This is a genomic window from uncultured Tessaracoccus sp. (assembly GCF_947286155.1).
In the GTDB taxonomy this organism is placed as follows: Bacteria; Actinomycetota; Actinomycetes; order Propionibacteriales; family Propionibacteriaceae; genus Arachnia.
On record NZ_CAMYPD010000002.1, the window covers coordinates 66,981 to 83,792 of the forward strand.

The 16,812-nt window shown below is 63.9% G+C and carries 16 protein-coding genes; 2 read left to right on the forward strand and 14 right to left on the reverse strand.

Annotated features, from left to right (window positions below; genetic code table 11):
• Positions 1-76: 76 nt before the first annotated feature.
• The 6 genes from Q0X68_RS00910 to purU form a co-directional block, all read right to left on the reverse strand.
• Entirely contained in the window at positions 77-1,210 is a 1,134-nt protein-coding gene (locus Q0X68_RS00910) for a BMP family protein (protein WP_297746195.1), read from the reverse strand.
• 120 nt (positions 1,211-1,330) lie between these two features.
• Positions 1,331-2,269, reverse strand: coding sequence for a hypothetical protein (locus Q0X68_RS00915; protein ID WP_297746198.1), 939 nt, complete (start codon positions 2,267-2,269; stop codon positions 1,331-1,333).
• A gap of 303 nt (positions 2,270-2,572) precedes the next feature.
• A complete protein-coding gene (locus Q0X68_RS13080; RefSeq protein ID WP_366127441.1) occupies positions 2,573-3,277 on the reverse strand; it encodes a C39 family peptidase in 705 nt (234 codons plus the stop codon).
• A gap of 432 nt (positions 3,278-3,709) precedes the next feature.
• The gene (locus tag Q0X68_RS00920; RefSeq protein WP_297746201.1) at positions 3,710-4,918 is read right to left on the reverse strand and encodes an aminoglycoside phosphotransferase family protein; all 1,209 of its coding nucleotides are present in this window, start codon (positions 4,916-4,918) and stop codon (positions 3,710-3,712) included.
• The gene (locus Q0X68_RS00925; RefSeq protein WP_297746204.1) at positions 4,911-6,218 is read right to left on the reverse strand and encodes a hemolysin family protein; all 1,308 of its coding nucleotides are present in this window, start codon (positions 6,216-6,218) and stop codon (positions 4,911-4,913) included. Before Q0X68_RS00925 ends, Q0X68_RS00920 begins: the two co-directional genes overlap by 8 nt.
• Positions 6,219-6,224: 6 nt before the next feature.
• Positions 6,225-7,064 (reverse strand): formyltetrahydrofolate deformylase, encoded by an 840-nt coding sequence (gene purU, locus Q0X68_RS00930; RefSeq protein ID WP_297746207.1) that lies wholly within the window; start codon positions 7,062-7,064, stop codon positions 6,225-6,227.
• A 145-nt stretch (positions 7,065-7,209) separates the two neighbouring features.
• Between purU and Q0X68_RS00935 the strand changes: the two genes are divergently transcribed.
• Both Q0X68_RS00935 and Q0X68_RS00940 read left to right on the forward strand, forming a co-directional pair.
• Entirely contained in the window at positions 7,210-7,569 is a 360-nt protein-coding gene (locus tag Q0X68_RS00935) for a DUF485 domain-containing protein (protein WP_297746210.1), read from the forward strand.
• The gene (locus tag Q0X68_RS00940) at positions 7,566-9,185 is read left to right on the forward strand and encodes a cation acetate symporter (protein WP_297746213.1); all 1,620 of its coding nucleotides are present in this window, start codon (positions 7,566-7,568) and stop codon (positions 9,183-9,185) included. The genes Q0X68_RS00935 and Q0X68_RS00940 overlap by 4 nt, the downstream gene beginning before the upstream one ends.
• A 124-nt stretch (positions 9,186-9,309) precedes the next feature.
• Here the strand turns inward: Q0X68_RS00940 and Q0X68_RS00945 are convergent, their stop codons facing one another.
• The 8 genes from Q0X68_RS00945 to Q0X68_RS00980 form a co-directional block, all read right to left on the reverse strand.
• Positions 9,310-10,218: a hypothetical protein gene (locus tag Q0X68_RS00945; protein ID WP_297746216.1), complete on the reverse strand. Its 909-nt coding sequence runs from the start codon at positions 10,216-10,218 to the stop codon at positions 9,310-9,312.
• 213 nt (positions 10,219-10,431) lie between these two features.
• Positions 10,432-11,421, reverse strand: a complete 990-nt coding sequence (locus tag Q0X68_RS00950; protein ID WP_297746219.1) for a malate dehydrogenase — start codon at positions 11,419-11,421, stop codon at positions 10,432-10,434.
• A gap of 76 nt (positions 11,422-11,497) precedes the next feature.
• Positions 11,498-12,142, reverse strand: coding sequence for a vitamin K epoxide reductase family protein (locus tag Q0X68_RS00955; RefSeq protein WP_297746221.1), 645 nt, complete (start codon positions 12,140-12,142; stop codon positions 11,498-11,500).
• 38 nt (positions 12,143-12,180) lie between these two features.
• A complete protein-coding gene (locus Q0X68_RS00960) occupies positions 12,181-12,492 on the reverse strand; it encodes a DUF3017 domain-containing protein (protein ID WP_108870410.1) in 312 nt (103 codons plus the stop codon).
• Entirely contained in the window at positions 12,485-13,336 is an 852-nt protein-coding gene (locus Q0X68_RS00965) for a bifunctional methylenetetrahydrofolate dehydrogenase/methenyltetrahydrofolate cyclohydrolase (protein ID WP_297746226.1), read from the reverse strand. Before Q0X68_RS00965 ends, Q0X68_RS00960 begins: the two co-directional genes overlap by 8 nt.
• 10 nt (positions 13,337-13,346) lie before the next feature.
• Positions 13,347-14,891, reverse strand: coding sequence for a bifunctional phosphoribosylaminoimidazolecarboxamide formyltransferase/IMP cyclohydrolase (purH, locus tag Q0X68_RS00970; RefSeq protein WP_297746229.1), 1,545 nt, complete (start codon positions 14,889-14,891; stop codon positions 13,347-13,349).
• Complete coding sequence (purN, locus tag Q0X68_RS00975) at positions 14,891-15,454, reverse strand: phosphoribosylglycinamide formyltransferase (RefSeq protein WP_297746232.1); 564 nt, start codon at positions 15,452-15,454, stop codon at positions 14,891-14,893. Before purN ends, purH begins: the two co-directional genes overlap by 1 nt.
• Positions 15,451-16,749 carry a DUF6350 family protein gene (locus tag Q0X68_RS00980; protein ID WP_297746234.1) on the reverse strand — a complete coding sequence of 433 codons (1,299 nt, stop codon included), beginning with the start codon at positions 16,747-16,749 and terminating at the stop codon, positions 15,451-15,453. The genes purN and Q0X68_RS00980 overlap by 4 nt, the downstream gene beginning before the upstream one ends.
• Positions 16,750-16,812: the final 63 nt, after the last annotated feature.

The window sequence follows — 16,812 nt, forward strand, 5'->3', positions numbered from 1 at the left end:
CGCATGGCGCCTAGGCGCCTACATGACTGGGAAGGGCACCCAAAGCAGGTGCCCCTCCCGAGTCATTACTGCATTGTCACTGGTTGTTGAGCGGAGATGCAACCTTGATCTCGCCCGCGACGATCTTGTCCTGGATCGCCTTCAGCTCGTCGGCCAGGCCGTCGGGCATCTTCGACTCGAAGTCGTGGAACGGCGCGAGCTTCGCGCCTTCGTTTTCGAGCGTGCCGACGTACTCGTCGGACTTGAACTCACCCTTCATCGACTGCTGGATCACGTCGAAGACGGCAACGTCCATCGCCTTCTCCACCGAGGTGACGATGACGTCCTTGTACTCGGGTGCGGAGATGTAACCGTCGGTGTCAACCCAGATCACGTTGACCTTGCCCTTGGTTTCCTGGGCGGCCTGCAGCGCGCCCTGACCGGCGGGGCCAGCGACCGGCATGATGATGTCGGCGCCCTGCGAGATGAGGGTGTTCGCGGTGTTTTTGCCGGCGGGGATGTCGCCGAAGGGATCGTTGCCGCCGATGAACGTGCCGTCCTGCTTGTCGTCCTGCCAGCCGAGCACCTGAACGTTGGTGCCCTTCTGCTCGTTGTGGTACTTCACACCCTGGGCGAAGCCGGTCATGAAGATGGTGACCGTGGGGTACGGTGCGCCGCCGAAGGTGCCGACCTTGCCGGACTTGGTCATCGCTGCCGCGGCATATCCGGCGAGGAAGCCGGGCTGGGCCGCGTCGAAGAGAAGCCCCTTGGCGTTCTCGACTCCCTCGAAGGAGCCGTTGTCGACGATGGCGAAGTCGATGTCGGGGTTCTGCTTGGCCGCGGATTCCGTCGCGTTCGCGAGCGCGAACCCGACGGTGATGATCATGTTGCAGCCAGCGCTGATCTGCGACTGGATGTTGCCGGCATACTCGCTCTCAGCGTTCGATTCGATCTGCCCGACCTCGATGCCGAGCTCGTCCTTGGCCCTCATGAGCCCGTTGTAGGAGGTTTCGTTGAACGACTTGTCGTCGAATCCTCCGAAGTCAGAGACCATGCAGGCCTTGAAGTTCTTGGAATCGCCCTTGTCACCGGAGCCCTCCGAAGAGCTTGCGTCGGACGAGGCGGCGGGAGAGTTGCTGGCGTTCGTGGTTTCTGCCGGTGGCTCGGCACATGCGCTGAGTGCGAGGAGCGATGCTGCTGCAAGTGCACCGATCTTGGTGATGGTTTTCACGGGGTTCCTCCTTGGGAGCGTGGGAGACGGCGAGCCGAGACTAATACATGTCCGCCAACCATGAGACACTGGACACCGAATCGTTATCCAAGCGCAACCTTCACCCTGTTCAGAACGACATTATCCACGTATCTTGTCGACGCAGGCACCAGGTTGCGCCACCTGCGAGACAGGAACGTTGGCGGTAGCAACAGAATCTGGATCAGGCCCTTCCCAAGCCAGCGTGACCTCAGTCTCATCTGGTTCCACGACGGCCCACCCCGTCTTCAGCGCCTGAGCAATGCCAGTGCGCAAATCCACAATGTACGCACGGTCCCAAAGGATATCCATACCTAACCGCCCATCAGCCATCGGCTGGACACTGCTGACATACCCTGGGGCCTTCAACCGCGCGAAGCGCTTCGGCTTTGACCAATCGGGATGCCATGCCCACATGTCGTATGTCGTGTCTTCCGAATCAGGATTACCTGAAGGGACAAATGATAATACCCAGTATTCCCCATCAGTCACGAGGTGTCCGCCACGCGAATCCATGGCTGCCAGCGGATTATCCGGCTTTGAGATGACACCGGACTGCAGGTCGATTTGTTCCACGGTAACTGCAGGTCCCTCTCGCTGCGCCTGCCAAACTACCGTGTTGTCATCAACGAACATCCCGTCATATACCGGCCCCTCCACCAAAGTCCGTTCTGCGCCGTCGACGAGATTAACAAGGTGAATACTCCGCACATGCGTGCGGACGGGCTGCGTCCAAACCACGCGGTCACCACGAAGACGCTGCATCGGAAAACCCGGATCATCGGCGCCACCGGTGTATTGACCTATCACTCTTGCCGATTTGGTGGGGTTTTGCTTGTCCCAGATGTGCAGCCGCCATGGAGCACTAATCTCAAGAGAGTCTGCTGTAACAAACAGCACCCAGCGTTCGTTCGCTTGCACCTCGCCTGTGAACACATCGCGTGGCGCTGGGTCATTTGCTTGCTCAACATCACCATCAAATATGGGGTAGTCGTGGCCCTGCCAAGTGGCCACCAGATCACCGTCGGTGTTTGTGATCACCAGGCCATCCCTATCCCAAGCCGTATCTGGCGCTTTCACGATGGGGTCGTCGTCGATCCCTTCTAACGGAGCTACTACGCAGAGCGTTTTCCAATCCACCGCTGTTGCCCGGGAAGGGCTAGGACCCGCTGACGTGACACGGGGAGAAGCGCCACTTGCTCTGCTAGTAGCGACCGGCGTTGCGTTCCCACTTTCGATGGCGCCCGGCGAAGGTGCCTCGCCGGTATACGCACAGCCAGCCGCCGTCACGATGGCTGCACAGAACCACCACCCACGAGGCACCTTCATCCTGCATTCCTTGATTTAGTAGAGATAGCCGCGGTCACCGGCCATTGCCACAACGTGGTCACTTGGCCACGGGTAGTGCGCCGAAAGCCCGTGCTTTCCCCACAGTGATGTGGCAGGTTCTTGAATCTGCGTCCACGCACCAGACTCCTTATACCCACGCACTTCTACGTGGTGACGAATCTCACGACCTGCGGGGTATCCCCCGGGACGCTTACCACTCTTGAGAATCCTGAAGTTGACGATCAATGGGTACCGCTTCCCGCTGCCAGTCCGCCCAGTGATACTTTGCACAAGACGCTTCTTATACAACGCCTTATCAGCACTGGTAGGGGTGTAGCGAAGCGTCTGGATATTCCAGGCAAATCCATGCGATTTACCAATGTTATTGAGAACGCTTTGCATCGCGTAGATGCCCACGCCTAAGCCACTCGTCCCGATGCCAGCTGCCTTTGCCAGCGACGCCTGCGAACGTCGTACCCCCATATGACCCAGGGCCATAGCCATCGAAGCCGGCCCACACCAATTACTATGTTGCTGAGCCTGATGGTTCCGAGGAAGATATGATGACGCCGGAACCGTAGCCATCGGGGCGGTTCCCCCCCCGTGGCGACACTGCATTCCTCTCGTCGAGGATTCTCTGGACTTCATCCGGTACTGCGGATTTGCTCGCCAGGGACGACGAAACCCCATCATCGCCAAATAGGGCAACGCCGTCATCATCCGTCATAGGAAGGTGCGAGACGCCCGTAGAAGGCGGCTCGGGCAGTTTGCCCCGAGAGGTTGGCCCTGCCCCTTCAGGTTGATCATCAGTGCCATCACAGATGTACTTCCCATTGCCTGGATCACAACCGGAATCATCGTTCGGGGCTGCCGAAGCAAACACCCCTACAGCCAGCGTCATCGCCGCGGCGATTCCCATAGACACGGTTCGTCGAACACGCATGCTACACACTCCTTTGTTGTTTAGTGGCTACTCCGATGTACCCACCTAGTGGCAGGATAAGTTTTCCCTAATTTAGATGCAAGAGCTTTCGCAAACTTCTTGCATGCTCCCGGAATGCCTCCCTCTAAACGATGAAGGTGCGCAGTTCTCTGGCACCAGCAACGCAGGCGCCCTTCCGAGCCGACACAGCAGCAGAACCCTGGCACGGTCTACACCACCTGGCGGACCAAGTCAGAGGCGGAGCGCACCATCTGACGAGTCTGCTCTTCCCAGTTCGGCTCCTGGCTGCGGTATGGGCCCGTCGCGAGCGACAGAATCACCGCCGCTGCGCGGAGGCGCAGCTCAACCGGATCGACGCGCTTGTCAAACACACCCACCCAGCGCGTCAGAATGTCCTGCAGCTTGGCGGTTTGCTGCGCATTCATGCGCTGGATCGTCATGAGGTGCCCGACGAGACACGCGAGGTCGTCGGCTCTCCGCCCGGGCCCGACGGTGTCAACGTCGAGCATGCCGACGACGCGGCCGCCGTCGACGCGCACCTGGCCTTCGTGAAAGTCGCCATGCGTGGGCTCGTCGCCCGGAGGATACTGCTCAAGCCCCCGCTCGATGTGGCGCACCGTCCACAGCACCTCGTCGGTGAGTGCAGGCAGGGGCGCGACGACGAGGCGCCCGTAGTGCTCCACCGCGTCCGACCACGGCGGGCGACGCTGCAGTTGCGAAACTGCGGGCGGCATGGCGTCGAGCATGGCGATGAGGTCTTCAGCCTGGCACGGATCTCCCGGCTCGAAGAGCGCCCGCGCCAGCGACATGCCCGGCAACTCGCGCGTCACCAGGAGGTAGTCCGGCGCAGTCATTGCCACTTCGGGCGCGGGTATGCCCGCGTCGAGGAGCAACGTGTGCTTGTGGTGCACGTCGGGGAAGAGACGTTCCCGCAGCACCTTCACATAGAACACCTGCGACTCCGCCACCACTTTGACGACGGCTCGACGCCGCGGCCGGTACCCAATCATGGACAGCGAAAGCTGCTCGCCCGTGATGGGTCGGCTGAACACCTTCCCCTGGTTCAGCACCTCAGCCATGCGATCGGGGAAGGCAGCTCGAGCGAGACCAGGCAAGTCGGGATCGTTCGGGTACAGCCACACCGCGACGCGGCGGTTGCCGTCGTTGAAAATCTGCGCGTTCGCATCCGACGGGGTGGTCTGTCCGCCCGATCGTGCCGACACACCGAGCAGCTCGTCCCGTTCACCGTGCGGCCAGCGGACCTTCGCCATGTAGGTAGCAGTGGTGTACTGATCCGGGGCTTGATCGACGTGGTCTAAGCTCCAGCTCACCAGCTCACCGCCCGCGTGGCGCACAGCTGCTTTGAGCAGATCGCCCACGCCCGGTCCCGTCAACAGCTCCGAACCGTCGTCAAGCATGGGAGTCTTCCCTGCGGACAGAGAACCACGCAGCCCGCCTGCCATCCATCTCCGTCACTTCGAAGGTGAAATCGACGGTGACCGGCTCCGCAGGCATCTCGCTCGGCGCTAGTCCGACGCAGATGCGCGAGCCCACCTCCGGCAACGCACCCAACACCGCCATGAAGTAGCCAGCGACGGTGTCGTACGGCCCCTCGGGGATCACGAAGCCCGTGGCATCGGCGAACTCCTCGATGGTGGCGAGCCCGTCGAACTGGTTCACCTGCAGATGCGCCCGCGGCTCCGGCACGTCGTACTCGTCGGTGATATCGCCGATCAGTTCCTCCATGAGGTCTTCCATCGTGACGATGCCCGCGGTACCGCCGTACTCGTCACGTACGACGGCAATGTGCATGCTTCCCTTTCGCATGGCAGTCATCGCGGGGAGGATGCGCATGGTTTCTGGCAGGTGCAGGATGGGGCGCACGATGCTGCGCACGTCGCCGCCACGCGCGGTTCCCTCCACGTCCATCAGATCGCGTACGTGCAAGAAACCGATCACCTTGTCCGTCGATCCATCCGTCACTGGGTAGCGAGAACGCGGTGCCCCGCGCACCTCTCGGTAGGCCTTTTGGATAGGCATGTCGGCGGGCAGAAAGTCGACCTCGGTGCGGGGAACCATCACCTCGCGGAGGCTCAACTCGCCGGCCTGGAACACCTCATCGACGATGCGACGTTCCTCGTCGCCGAGTGTCTCGGAGCTCGACACCATCTGCCGCAGCTCTTCGTCGGTGACGACTTCCCTCGCCTGTTTGGGGTCACCGCCGAGCACACGCACCAGCGCGTTTGTTGACACGTCGAGCAGCCAAATGACGGGGCGCATCAGCGTCGCGATACCAGCAACCATCGGGGCCAGCATCAGCGAGAATGATTCAGCCCGCTGCATGGCGAGGCGCTTGGCCGTCAACTCGCCAACGACGATGGAGAAGTAGGCGATCACCAGCGTCAACCCGACGAGGGCTAGCGTGTCTGCAAGCCCGGAAGGAACGCCCCACGACACCAGCCACGGAACGACACGCGGGGCGATCGACGAGGCACCGAACGACGCTGATAGAAAGCCCGAGACGGTAACCCCGATCTGCACCGCAGAGAGGAAGTTGTTCGGGTTGTCGGTAAGCTTCTCGATGGCCTGCCCACGCTGTCCGCGCGTGCTGAGCTGCCGCACCTGGGAATCACGAAGGGTAACGAGGGCCATTTCGGCAGCCGCAAAAGTGCCACCGATGAGGATGAAGAGCGCAATGAGCGCGATGTCTAAAGCCATAGATGATTACCGGAAAATCACGGTCCGGTCGCCGTCGAGCAATACCCGGTGTTCTGCAAAGAGCCGCACTGCCTCGGCCAACGTCTGCGATTCCTGCGTCTGCCCCTTGCTGACGAGCTTGGACACATTCATCGAATGGTCCACCCGGGTGACGTTCTGTTCGATGATCGGGCCTTCATCGAGGTCACTGGTGACGAAGTGCGCCGTCGCACCAATCAACTTCACCCCGCGGTTATGCGCCTGTCGGTACGGGTTTGCACCCTTGAAGCCAGGCAGGAATGAGTGGTGGATGTTGATGGCGCGCCCGGCGAGGAACTCACACAATTCGGGGCTGAGAATCTGCATGTACCGTGCCAGCACGACCAGCTCAACGTCGTGCTCGACGACGAATTGGCGCACCTCAGCCTCAAACTGCGCTTTCGTGTCCGGCGACACGTTTCGGTGGGTGAATGGCACGTCGTAGAACTCCGCCAAGGGCGCGAGTACGTCGTGGTTCGCCATCACCCCCAACACGTCGATGGGCAGTGCGCCGGAGCGTGACCGGAATAGGAGGTCGTTGAGAGCGTGCCCCGCCTTCGACGCGAGAACGAGAGTACGCACCTCCCGCCCTGCAACGTCGACACGAAACGTCGCCTGGTATTGATCCATCTGCTCGTGAACGGCACGCTCCAGTTCGGGTGCAGTTGCCCCTTGCACTTCCACGCGGGCGAAGAACTGCCCGGAATCCGGTGACGCGAACTGCTGCATCTCGACGATGTTGCCACCCACCGAGACTACGCCAGCGGTCATGGCGTGGATCAGCCCCGACCTGTCAGGGCATCGCAGCGAGAGAACTAAGTCAGACATGCGATTAGCCTATTGCATTCCGCAATCGACGCTCCTGCTCGCCGATGGCGGACATGATTTCTGTCATAACCCTTGTCATGTGACCCATTTGTCGTGCATCCTCGTTGCAGTCAACCGGCCACGAGCGGCACAAAGGAGTCACCGCATGACCGATCAACAACCATCTCCCCGTATTGAGCCGAGGGGAACTATTCCGGCGGAGGAGTTCCAGCGAGTCCAGAACTCACCTGAGTTCGCCCACCTCAAGAAGGTGTTCCGTGGGTTCGCATTCCCCATGACCGCTGCCTTCTTTATCTGGTACGCGCTCTACGTTCTGCTGTCGACGCTGGCACAAGACTTCATGTCCATCCGCGTCGTGGGCTCGATCAACATCGGGTTCATCATGGGCTTCCTGCAGTTCGTCACCACCTTCCTGATCACCTGGCTGTACATCCGCCACATGAACCACAAGGTGGACCCCCTGGCGGAAGAACTGCGTGATCAACTGGAGAGGAGCGCGCGATGATGCATCTGCTCGAATCTCAGGTGGGCAATCCCATCATCAATATTTCCATCTTCGTTGGCTTCGTCGTCGTCACACTGTTCGTTGTGGTTCGCGTCACGAGCGGTAGCCACAAGAAGAAGTCGGGAGATTTCTACACCGGTGGCGCGCAATTCTCCGGCACGCAAAACGGTTTCGCCATCGCGGGCGACTATCTCTCCGCGGCTTCGTTCCTGGGCATCGTCGGCGCCGTCGCACTGACTGGCTACGACGGCTTCCTCTACTCCATCGGCTTCTTTGTGGCCTGGCTGGTGGCGCTGCTGCTCGTCGCTGAGCCACTGCGCAACACCGGCCGCTACACCATGGCCGACGTGCTCAGCTTCCGCATGCGCCAAAAGCCGGTGCGTATGGCGGCTGCGCTGTCCACGCTGGCCGTCTCTTTCTTCTATTTGCTGGCCCAGATGGCGGGCGCGGGTGGCCTCGTGTCGCTCCTGCTCGGCATTGACGGCGGGATGCAGCAGAGCCTGGTGATCGCCATCGTCGGCGTCTTGATGGTGGCCTACGTGCTCATCGGTGGCATGAAGGGCACCACCTGGGTGCAGATGATCAAGGCAGTGCTCCTCATCGCCGGCGTGCTCATCATGACCATCTGGATTCTCATCAGCACCGGGTTCAACATCTCCGAGTTGCTCTCGAACGCCGTCGAGACTCATAAGGCTTCGGAGAGCGGAATCGGCGAGAAGATCCTGGACCCGATGGGCAAGTATGGATCGAACATCCCTGGCTTCATTTCGCTCTCGCTGGCGCTCGTGCTGGGCGCCTCGGGCCTGCCGCACGTGCTGATGCGCTTCTACACGGTGCCGACGGCGAAGGAAGCCCGCAAGTCGGTGACCTGGGCCATCATCCTCATCGGTTCCTTCTACCTGATGACGATGGTGCTCGGCTACGCCGCGGCGTGGCTCGTCGGCCCCGATGCCATCAAGAGCATGCCTGGTGGCGCCAACGCGGCCGCCCCCGCACTGGCATTCCATCTCGGTGGCGAGATCCTCATGGCCGTGATTGCCGGCGTGGCGTTCGCGACGATCCTCGCCGTTGTGGCGGGCCTGACCATCACCGCGTCCGCGTCGTTCGCGCACGACATCTACAACTCCGTGATGAAGGACGGTAAGGCCGATCCTGGCCAGGAAGTGAAGGTGGCGCGCATCACGTCGGTGGTCATCGGTCTGCTCGCCATTGTGGGCGGTATCGCAGCGAAGGAGATGAACGTCGCGTTCCTGGTGGCGCTCGCATTTGCTGTCGCCGCGTCGGCCAACCTGCCATCCATCCTGTACTCGCTGTACTGGAGGAAGTTCTCGACGGCGGGTTCGCTGTGGTCCATCTACGGCGGCCTGATCAGCGCCTTGGTGCTGATTATCTTCTCTCCCGCCGTGTCCGGCGCGCCCACGGCAATGCTCCCCGACATGGACTTCGCGTGGTTCCCACTGGATAACCCCGCACTTGTGTCGGTGCCGTTGGGATTCTTCCTCGGCTGGCTTGGCTCCGTCGTGAAGCCCGACGGCGACAAGTTCGCGGCGCAGAGCGCCGAGATGGAGGTGCGATCGATGACCGGCGCCGGCGCCGAAGGTGCGCTGGAGCACTAGACCCGTCCGCAACGCTACGTGCGGCCTGTTCCTCCTCGACGGGGACCAGGCCGCATGTGCGTTCTCAGCCAAGCAGCGCGTTAGCTGGCAGATTGTCGCCCAATGACGGGCGCGGATCTGCCACCTAACAGCGCGAGCATGCCCGGCAAGAGCCCTTCCAGCCGCGGGTGCGCAGCGCCTGCGCCAGCACTCGCGCCACTGCACAAGGCTCACGCAGCACTTGGCGCCACGTGAACCGGAGGGTGACCACGCCCAGCTCTATGGCATGCCGGTTGTCGCGCACGGCGTCGGCGTCGCCGTCGTGGAATTTGCTCCCGTCGAGCTCGGCGAGCACCCCGACATCCTCAAACCACACATCGACGCGGTACCCCTGCGCACTGCGCACCTGCCTACTGGGCAGATCGAACCCGTGCGCGAGCAGCACTCGCTCGTGAAAGAGCCATTCGAGCACGCTTTCGACGCCGTCCTCGGCCGCGTCGCACAAGTGCTCGATGAGCGCTCGACGTACCTGCCGCTCTCGCGCCTCAAGCGCTCTGCGCAACAGCGACGGAGTGGTCGCCCCACGCGCACACGCGCGCGTGACGCCTTCAACGAGCGTGAACTCGTCGGCTTCACCGGCGAGATCCAGCAGCGTCGCTTCCGCCGATGTGCGCCGTAGCTGCCCCCACGCGTGCCGCTGTCCTCTGCGGTACACCGCCCGCAGCTTGCCATGTGTCAAGGGCGAACGCCTGCGCGGGCTCCACACGGTGATCGTCGACGGCGGCTCCTGGACGAAACCAAGCACGTGGGCCGCGGCCGCTCCGCCGAGGGCTGCGTCGGGCCCGCCACGCAACAGCGCGGCCCGGGCGAATGGCCACCATGTGACTGAGCCGACGATGTGCAGGCCCGGCGCGAGCGTCGTCCAGTCACGCGCGATGCGACGTAGCGCTTTCGGTGTGAGTCCGCAGTTGATCGCTTGGGCGGTCGAGATGGCGCCACGTTGCGCGGCGAGGAGGTCGAGTAGGGCTTGGGGCATGGGTATGCGTGGCAACATGCAGCCATAGTCGGAGCGCAGTGGTGCATCGCGCCAGGGTCTCGTCGAAACGGACAACACTTCTTCCGACGAGCCGCCCTTAGCTGGCGCTTTCCGGCCCATCATTGGGCGACAAACTGCCACCTAACGGCTCGCATGGCCAGGCATGGAACCCCAAAACGCCAAGCGCCCCCGCAACCAACTGGCTGCGGAGGCGCTTGCGTCGAGAATCTCTCAGATGAGGCCCAGCTCGGTGACAGCCTGGCGCTCGCCTTCCAGCTCGGCGACGGAGGCGTCGATCTTGGCGCGCGAGAACTCGTTGATCTCGAGGCCCTGGACGATCTCTACCTTGCCGTCGGTCACCGTGCAGGGGAACGACGAGATGAGGCCCTCGGGCACGCCGTAGGAGCCGTCGGACGGGATCGACATGGACACCCAGTCGCCCTCAGGCGTGCCCAGGGCCCAGTCGCGCATGTGCTCGACGGTGGCGTTCGCGGCGGAGGCAGCCGACGACAACCCGCGCGCTTCGATGATGGCGGCGCCGCGCTTGGCGACCGTCGGGATGAAGGTGTTCTCGAGCCAGTCCTGGTCGTTCACAGCGTCGGCTGCGCACTTGCCGCCAACCTTGGCGTTGAACAGGTCCGGGTACTGGGTGGCGGAGTGGTTGCCCCAGATGGTCATGTTCGTGATCTCGGTGACGGGCACGTCGAGCTTCGCGGCGAGCTGCGAGATGGCGCGGTTGTGGTCGAGACGGGTGAGCGCGTTGAAGCGATCGTTCGGGATGTCGGGGGCGTTCGACATGGCGATGAGCGCATTCGTGTTGGCGGGGTTGCCCGTGACGAGCACGCGAACGTCGTCGGCGGCAACCTTGTTGAGGGCCTTGCCCTGCGCGGTGAAGATGGCGCCGTTGGCGGAAAGCAGATCGGAGCGCTCCATGCCCTGCTTGCGGGGCATGGCGCCCACGAGCATGGCCATGTTGACGCCGTCGAAGACCTTCTCAGGATCGTCGCCGATCTCGATGTTGACGAGGTTCGGGAAGGCGCAGTCGTCGAGCTCCATGACGACGCCTTCGAGCGCCTTCAGCGCGGGAGTGATTTCGAGCAGGCGTAGCTCGATGGGGCGATCACCGAGCAGCGAGCCGCTCGCAATACGGAAAAGGAGGCTGTAACAAATCTGTCCGGCTGCGCCGGTCACGGCAATCTTGACGGGAGCTGCAGTGCTCACTTCGATGTCCTCTCAAACGTTGGGGTCGGCCTACAACGACGACTCTACCGCGCCCCCGATAGGCACCAATCACCCACTAGAGATAGCGGGGCAACCAGTGCACCACTTCGACGGCCAGAACGAGCGCCAACCAAGCGATCAACGCGATGGTGAACCAACCGCCGCGCACCCAGCCCAGCGCTCGACGGTGCCACTTCCCCGTCGGGAATAGTCGCCCTTCCAGGACGTTCCACTGCGTCATCGAGTAGAAGACGAACGTGGTGGAGATGGTGACGGTGAGGCACCACGGGCACAGCGCGCCGATCACGAACGTGGACTGGTACAGCAGCCAGTAGGCGAACACCAAGCCAAGGAAGTACACGCCGTTGGCGGTGAGCATGAACCATCGCGGGAACTTCACTTTGCACAGTGAGGCGACGGCGATCGTCATCACGACGGGTTCCGAGATCATGCCGAGAAACGCGTTCGGGAAGCCGAACACTGACGCCTGCCACGACTTCCCGACCGTAGCGCAGTCGAGCACAGCGTTGATGGAGCAGTTGAGCTGCGCGTCGGGATTTGCAGCCAACACGATGGCGTCGTACGAGAGCACCACGCTCGCAATCAGTGAGATGATCGCGAACACGAGCATCTCAGTGAAGAGAACGTAGCGGTCTTTCAGTGTCGGCTCGTCGTCCAGCTCAATGTCGGCTCCGTCGAGTTCCGTCTGCGCTGTGGCCATAGCGCACATAGTACCGACGCCGCGCCCCGTCCCCAGCATCATCTGGCTGGCGGAACGACGAACGCGACGACGGCGATCGCCGCGGCCAGCCCAAAGTACGTCACGACGTCGAACACTCGTCGCCGCACGACGAGGAGCCCCGCGATGCGTCGCGGCAGCACACTTCGCAACGCACCCGCGACGCCCATGGCCAACGCAATCGACATCGACGCCTTCCGCCAGTGCCCCAGGAACCCGAACGCGATGCCCAGCCCGACGATCAGCAGGCACACCCCAAGCGGCCAGAGGTTGTTGGGCGCCTCGTCCGCCGGCTTGTCCGGTTTGTCGCGCAGGGGGTCGTTATCAGCCATGGAGCAGTTCTGCGCGGTCAACGACGTTGCTGAGCAACATTGCGCGCGTCATCGGCCCCACGCCGCCGGGGTTGGGCGTGACCCAAGCCGCCTTGCTCCACACGTCGGGCGCGAGATCGCCGGTGGTTTTGCCGTCGACGCGGCTGACGCCGACGTCGATGCAGATCGCGCCTTCCTTGATCATGTCCGCGCTCACCATGCCGGGCACGCCTGCGGCTGCGACGACGATGTCCGCGCGTCGCGTGTGGCTTGCGACGTCGTGTGTTCCGGTGTGGCAGAGCGTGACCGTCGCGTTCTCGCTGCGGCGGGTGAGGATCAGCCCGAGCGGGCGTCCGACGGTGATGCCACGCCCGACGACGCACACCTCCTTGCCGCGCCAGTCGATGCCGTGATGCCGCACCAGTTCGACGATGCCGCGCGGCGTGCAGGGCAGCGTCGCGGGTTCGCCCAGGACCAGGCGCCCGAGATTCACCGGGTGCAGCCCGTCGGCGTCCTTGTCAGGGTCGATGAGCGAGAGCGCCCAGTTCTCGTCGAGGTGCTTCGGGATGGGCAGTTGCACGATGTATCCCGTGCAGGCCGGGTTGTCGTTCAGCTCCCGGATGGCGTTCTCAAGCTGGGCTGCGGTGGCGTCGGCGGGAAGCTCCACCTGGATGGATTCGATGCCCACCTGTTCGCAGTCGCGGTGCTTCATGCGCACGTAGTTGTGGCTGGCCAGGTCGTCCCCAACCAGCACGGTGGCGAGCCCGGGAGTGCAGCCGCGGGCACGCAGCCCGTCGACCCGCTGCGTGAGGTCGGCCTTGATGGCCTTCGCGGTGGCTTTGCCGTCGAGAATCTGGGCAGTCATAGCTCCTCGCTCAGTGGAAGAAGTGGCGGGTTCCGGTGAAGTACATGGTGATGCCCGCTTGGGTGACGGCGTCGATCACCTCTTGGTCGCGCACGGAGCCGCCAGGTTGCACGATCGCGCGCACGCCTGCGTCGATGAGTACCTGCGGGCCGTCCGCGAACGGGAAGAACGCATCGGATGCGGCGACGGAGCCCGCCGCGCGCTCACCCGCCCGGTCCACAGCAAGGTGGCAGGAGTCGACCCGGTTGACCTGCCCCATGCCCACACCGACGGAGGCACCGTCGGAAGCGAGCAAGATCGCGTTCGACTTCACCGAGCGCACGGCGCGCCATGCGAACTCGAGGTCGCGGAGCGTGGCTTCGTCGACGGCGTCCCCGCAGGCCAGCGTCCAGTTGGCAGGGTTGTCGCCGTCGGCGTCGATGGCGTCGATGTCTTGACGAAGCAGCCCGCCGCTAATTTCGCGCGACGCCTGCCCGGTGCGCTGGGGAGCCTCGGCCACCAGGATGCGGATGTTCTTCTTCTTGCTGAGCGCCTCCACGGCCCCCTGCTCATAGCCGGGCGCGACGATCACCTCGGTGAAGATCTCCGCCACCTGTTCTGCCATGGCGAGCGAGACGGGGCGGTTGCAGGCGATGACGCCGCCGAATGCGGAGACGGAATCGCAGGCGTGGGCCTTGCGGTGGGCCTCGGCGACGTCAGCTCCGACGGCAATGCCGCACGGGTTTGCGTGCTTGATGATGGCGACGCAGGGGCTGGCGTGGTCGTATGCCGCGCGGTAGGCGGCGTCGGCGTCGACGTAGTTGTTGTAGCTCATGGCCTTGCCGTGCAGCTGTTCCGCACCGGCCAAGCCACCGCCGCTCGCGTCACGGTAGAGGGCGGCACGCTGGTGCGCGTTCTCGCCGTAGCGGAGGTCTGCGGTCTTCTCGTAGGTGGCGCCGTACCAGGCGGGGGCCTCGTCGCCTTCTCCCTGCCCGCCGAGCCAGGTGGCGACGGCGACGTCGTAGTTGGCGGTGTGCCGGAACGCTTCGACGGCGAGCTGCCGGCGCTCTTCGACGGTGTAGCCACCGTTCGCGAGCGCCTCGCGGAGGCCGGCGTACTGCGAGGCGTCGGTGATGACCGCAACGGACGCGTGGTTCTTGGCGGCGGCGCGCACCATCGTCGGGCCGCCGATGTCGATCTGCTCGATGACCTCGTCGAAGGATGCGCCGGAGGCCACCGTCTCGACGAAGGGGTACAAGTTGGTGATGACAACGTCGAACGGGCGGACGTCGAGTTCGTCGAGCTGGGAGCGGTGGGAGTCGAGCCGACGGTCGGCGAGAATGCCAGCGTGGATCTTCGGGTGGAGGGTTTTCACGCGGCCGTCCAGGCACTCCGGGAACCCGGTGACCGTTTCGACGGGCACCACCGGCACACCTGCCTCCGCAAGCACTCGCGCAGTGGACCCGGTGGAGACGATCTCCACACCAGCGGCGGCGAGGTCTTGCCCGATATCGACGAGCCCGTCCTTGTTGTAGACGCTCACGAGAGCGCGCTGCAGGGGTGTACGTCCAGCCATTACTTCCTCCAATTGCGAACGACTTCGACCAACAATCGTCGCTCCACAACCTTGATGCGCTCGTGGAGCGATTCGACCGAGTCGTCGTCGAGCACGTCGACGGCGCCCTGGGCCAAGATCCTACCGGTGTCCACTCCGGCGTCGACGACGAACACCGTCGCCCCCGTTATCTTCACCCCGGCACGCAGCGCGTCGCGGGCGCCGTGCATGCCCGGGAAGCTCGGCAGCAGCGCCGGGTGGGTGTTGATGGTTCTCCCCTCAAAGCGGGCGAGAAAATGGGGGCCAAGCAGCTTCATGAAGCCGGCGGATGCAACAAGATCCGGCTCGTATCGTCCGACGATATGTGCCAGCTCGCGATCCCACGCCTCGCGGTCAGCGCCCTTGGGCAGGGGGTGGGCGACGGCATCGATGCCGTGGCTGCGTGCGCGCTCCAAGACGCCGGCGGTGGGCTGGTCGGAGATGACAGCGACGATGCGCGCATCCACCTCGCCCGCCTCGATGGCGTCGATGAGCGCCTGCGTGAGCGTGCCCGAGCCTGAGGCCAGCACTACGACGTCGATCATGTGTCCTCCTTCACGATGCCGGTGGTCTCTTCGACGAGGGTGAGCCGCGTGCGGGGCCGCGCGTCGTCGTCGCCGCTGCCCGGACGGCGGATCAGACCGAGGATGAGCCCCGCGACGAGGCCCGACAGACCGAGCAGCACGGGCGCGAAAATGAGCAATTGGTCGACGCGGGCCCCGATGTGCGCGAGGCGATCGACGCCGATCCCGCCGCTGGCCAGCGACGCGAGCAGCGTCAGCAGCAGCCCTGCGACGATACCCGCGAGGCCTCCTGCGACCGCGGTCTCGTCGAACCGCGCGCGTGGCCGCGCCCACGCGACCACCAGTCCGGCCAGCGCGCCAGCGACGACGCCTACCGCCAGCCACCACAGCATGGCCTTCGGCATGAGGCCTGGTTCAGGAACGGCTCCGAGCACGGGAAGTGCGGGGAGCAACCCGACATCGGTGATGTGCAGCGAGAGCAGCGAGCCATCGCCGAGTGTGATGCCCGCGCCCAGAATCCAGGAGCACGCCCACAACATCAGGTTCGGCAAGTAGAGCAGGTGCAGCACCGACAGCGCGATCACGCCGGGCGCATCGATGCCGAGCCCGGAGGCCACGTCGACGATGCGCGCCCGTCCGACGAACACCGCGATGCCGACGGCGACGAGGCCACCCGTCACCAACACCATCATGGTTGCGCCCATGGCCCTGGGCACCGCCTGCAGCCACTCGGGCCAGTGCGCTGTGGGATCGTGGTTCAGGCCGTTCGCCGCGCCCCACAGCCCAGCGATGAGCCCAATGACGAGGCCACCCAGCAGTGAGCGCGCCCCCACAGAGCCGCCGAGCAGGGCGCCGTCGAGTATTGCGACGGTCACCGCGTAGGTGCCTGCGTGGAGGCCAGCCACCTTCCACAGCGTGGATTCGACGTCGACGTGGACCGTTCCGTCGGCATCTTCCTCACCATCGGTAACAGCCGCCCGTCGCGCCGACGCGCTCACTATGGGCAGCGAGAGGAATATCAGCACGCCGGTGAGGCCCAACGGGACGAGCGAGACCTGCTGGCCGGCGATGTCTACCGGCACCCCGTGGGCGAGCGCGAACACAGATGTGGCGAGGCGAAGCATCTCCACGAAACCGGCGTCCCCGTCGCCGAGCCAGGCAAGGGTGCTTGCACCGGCGAGGATGATCCACCCGATCAGAGCGACGCCCGCCGCGCCCACGGCGGTCAGCACGGGCCATGGCCACGAAAAGCCCCGCGCCTGAGGCTCCTCCCGATCATCGACGTCGACTGCTACCGTGCGCGTCACGTCGGCCACGGGTCACCTCCTGCAGATGTGGTCACTTGCGTCACGCCCGGTAACCTAGGATCTCATGGAGGA

Coding starts and splice junctions, on each gene's coding strand:
- purH (WP_297746229.1), bottom strand. CDS start 14,891: ATGGCTGGACGTACACCCCTGCAGCGCGCTCTCGTGAGCGTCTACAAC.
- Q0X68_RS00965 (WP_297746226.1), bottom strand. CDS start 13,336: ATGACTGCCCAGATTCTCGACGGCAAAGCCACCGCGAAGGCCATCAAG.
- purN (WP_297746232.1), bottom strand. CDS start 15,454: ATGATCGACGTCGTAGTGCTGGCCTCAGGCTCGGGCACGCTCACGCAG.
- Q0X68_RS00935 (WP_297746210.1), top strand. CDS start 7,210: ATGACCGATCAACAACCATCTCCCCGTATTGAGCCGAGGGGAACTATT.
- Q0X68_RS00920 (WP_297746201.1), bottom strand. CDS start 4,918: ATGCTTGACGACGGTTCGGAGCTGTTGACGGGACCGGGCGTGGGCGAT.
- Q0X68_RS00945 (WP_297746216.1), bottom strand. CDS start 10,218: ATGTTGCCACGCATACCCATGCCCCAAGCCCTACTCGACCTCCTCGCC.
- purU (WP_297746207.1), bottom strand. CDS start 7,064: ATGTCTGACTTAGTTCTCTCGCTGCGATGCCCTGACAGGTCGGGGCTG.
- Q0X68_RS00955 (WP_297746221.1), bottom strand. CDS start 12,142: ATGGCCACAGCGCAGACGGAACTCGACGGAGCCGACATTGAGCTGGAC.
- Q0X68_RS00960 (WP_108870410.1), bottom strand. CDS start 12,492: ATGGCTGATAACGACCCCCTGCGCGACAAACCGGACAAGCCGGCGGAC.
- Q0X68_RS00925 (WP_297746204.1), bottom strand. CDS start 6,218: ATGGCTTTAGACATCGCGCTCATTGCGCTCTTCATCCTCATCGGTGGC.
- Q0X68_RS13080 (WP_366127441.1), bottom strand. CDS start 3,277: ATGATGACGGCGTTGCCCTATTTGGCGATGATGGGGTTTCGTCGTCCC.
- Q0X68_RS00940 (WP_297746213.1), top strand. CDS start 7,566: ATGATGCATCTGCTCGAATCTCAGGTGGGCAATCCCATCATCAATATT.